This is a genomic window from Psittacicella gerlachiana, from assembly GCF_003585965.1.
In the GTDB taxonomy this organism is placed as follows: domain Bacteria; phylum Pseudomonadota; class Gammaproteobacteria; order Enterobacterales; family Psittacicellaceae; genus Psittacicella; species Psittacicella gerlachiana.
This window is the reverse complement of the sequence record NZ_NRJF01000288.1, coordinates 1-2,044: the sequence shown is the minus strand read 5'-3', so window position 1 is coordinate 2,044 and position 2,044 is coordinate 1. Positions and strand designations below refer to the sequence as shown.

Here is a 2,044-nt window from a genome sequence, read left to right as displayed (position 1 = left end):
GAGTCTGTTGTGAGCAGTATTTTATAAAAGTTTTAAATGAATTTTAAATTAAGATTATATATCTTAATGATATTTATATAAGTTACATAGTTGTAGTATATTGTTTTAGATATGAGTTTAAGTCGAATTATTTCACTAGTTAGTGAAGATCTAGATGAAGTGAATAAAAAGTTAGTAGAGTATACTAAGAGTGATATTGATTTAATAAATGATGTTTCTGCTTATATAATTAACTCTGGCGGTAAGCGTGTAAGAGTAATTTTAACTTTGCTTTTTGCTGGGCTTTTAGGGGTAGATAGAGAAAGAGCTATTAAAATTGCTGCAATTACGGAATTAATTCATACAGCAACAATTTTGCACGATGATGTAGTTGATGATTCGTCAATGCGTCGTGGTTTACCAACTGCAAATAAAAAGTATAACAATCCAGCTGCGGTATTAGTAGGAGATTTCGTTTACACTAGAGCTTTTCAATTAATTGCAGATTTTAACGATAATTCATTAATGTCTTTATATACAGATGCTGTAAATGTTATAGCTGAAGGTGAAGTAAGGCAGTTGATTAATTTAGGTGATTTGACAATAAATGAAGAAAAGTATTTTGCAGTTATTTATAGTAAAACTGCAAGATTATTTGAAGTTTGTTGTCATGCAATAGCTAAATTAAAGTATTCAGAGGATTTAGTTTTACAAGGTAAACTTGCAAAGTTTGGTTCTTTTTTAGGTACTGGATTTCAAATCATTGATGATGTTATTGATTACTTAAGTTCTAAGGAAGAATCAGGAAAGTCTAAGGGGGATGACCTAGCTGAAGGAAAGCCAACTTTACCTTTAATTCGCTTGCGTGAAGTAGGAAGTTTAGAAGATAAACAACTTGTTGAAAAGATAATTTTACAAGAAAAAGGTTTAGAAGTCTTAGATTATGTTGTAGAAAGAATGGAAGCAAACGATTGTTTTACCTATTGTTTTAATCGAGCTTACCAAGAAGCTGATAAAGCTAAAGACATAATAAAAGACTTTGCTGATAGCGAATATAAGCAAGCTTTATTAACACTTGTAGAACTAAGTGTGAGAAGACAAGCATAAATTAATTATATGACAGAAAATAAAGATAACACAAATTCAGTAAATGTAAAGACTTTACTTGACACTATGACAGGGAGAAAGACGTTGAGTCTTCCTGAAGGGAAAAGCAGATTATTATTACATTCTTGCTGTGCTCCTTGTTCAGGTGAAGTAATGGAAGCGTTAATGGCTTCTAATATTCCTTTTACTATCTTTTTTTATAATCCAAATATACATCCATTAAAAGAGTATTTAATTAGAAAAGAAGAGAATATTCGTTACGCAGAAAAGTTAGGAATTCCATTCGTAGATTGGGATTATAATCGTAAAGACTGGTTTGAAAGAACTAAAGGTATGGAGTGGGATCCTGAGCGTGGCAGAAGATGTACAGAATGTTTTGATATGCGTTTTGAAGTCACAGCTCAGTATGCTCATGATAATGGATTTGATCTCTTTACTAGTTGCCTTGGAATAAGTCGTTGGAAAGATTTTGATCAAGTAACTGGTTGTGGGATTAGAGCAGCAGCTCCTTTTGATGATGTTGATTACTGGGATTTCAACTGGCGTAAAGGAGGTGGTTCTTCACGTATGATTCAAATTTCTAAACGTGAAGAGTTTTATAAGCAAGAGTATTGTGGTTGTGTATACAGCTTAAGAGATACTAACGCTTATAGAGAAAGAACTGGAAAAGAAAAAATTAAAATCGGTGTAGAGTACTATACTTTTAATAAAGATACCAATGATTGTATTTAAAATTTAACTTTAAAGGCATGACTTAAATTTAGGTCATGTCTATTTTTGTATATGGATTGAAAAGATTAATTAAATAAGAGAGATGAATTCTTATTTTATGAGCATTTGTTTTTATAGCTTCATACTTATGATTAAAATAAAATAGTAAGGTTCAATTAATATAAAAGATAGTAAGAAGTAACAATAGTGTTTGTTTATATGAGAGTTTATTTATCCTATTTTAGAG

The 2,044-nt window shown here is 30.5% G+C and carries 2 protein-coding genes; both read left to right on the top strand.

Going from position 1 to position 2,044, the window contains the following annotated elements; translation table 11 throughout:
- The first annotated feature begins 111 nt into the window (after window positions 1-111).
- Window positions 112-1,086, top strand: a complete 975-nt coding sequence (locus tag CKF59_RS07730; RefSeq protein ID WP_119535326.1) for a polyprenyl synthetase family protein — start codon at window positions 112-114, stop codon at window positions 1,084-1,086.
- A 66-nt stretch (window positions 1,087-1,152) separates the two neighbouring features.
- Window positions 1,153-1,818 carry an epoxyqueuosine reductase QueH gene (locus CKF59_RS07725; protein WP_425451164.1) on the top strand — a complete coding sequence of 222 codons (666 nt, stop codon included), beginning with the start codon at window positions 1,153-1,155 and terminating at the stop codon, window positions 1,816-1,818.
- Window positions 1,819-2,044: the final 226 nt, after the last annotated feature.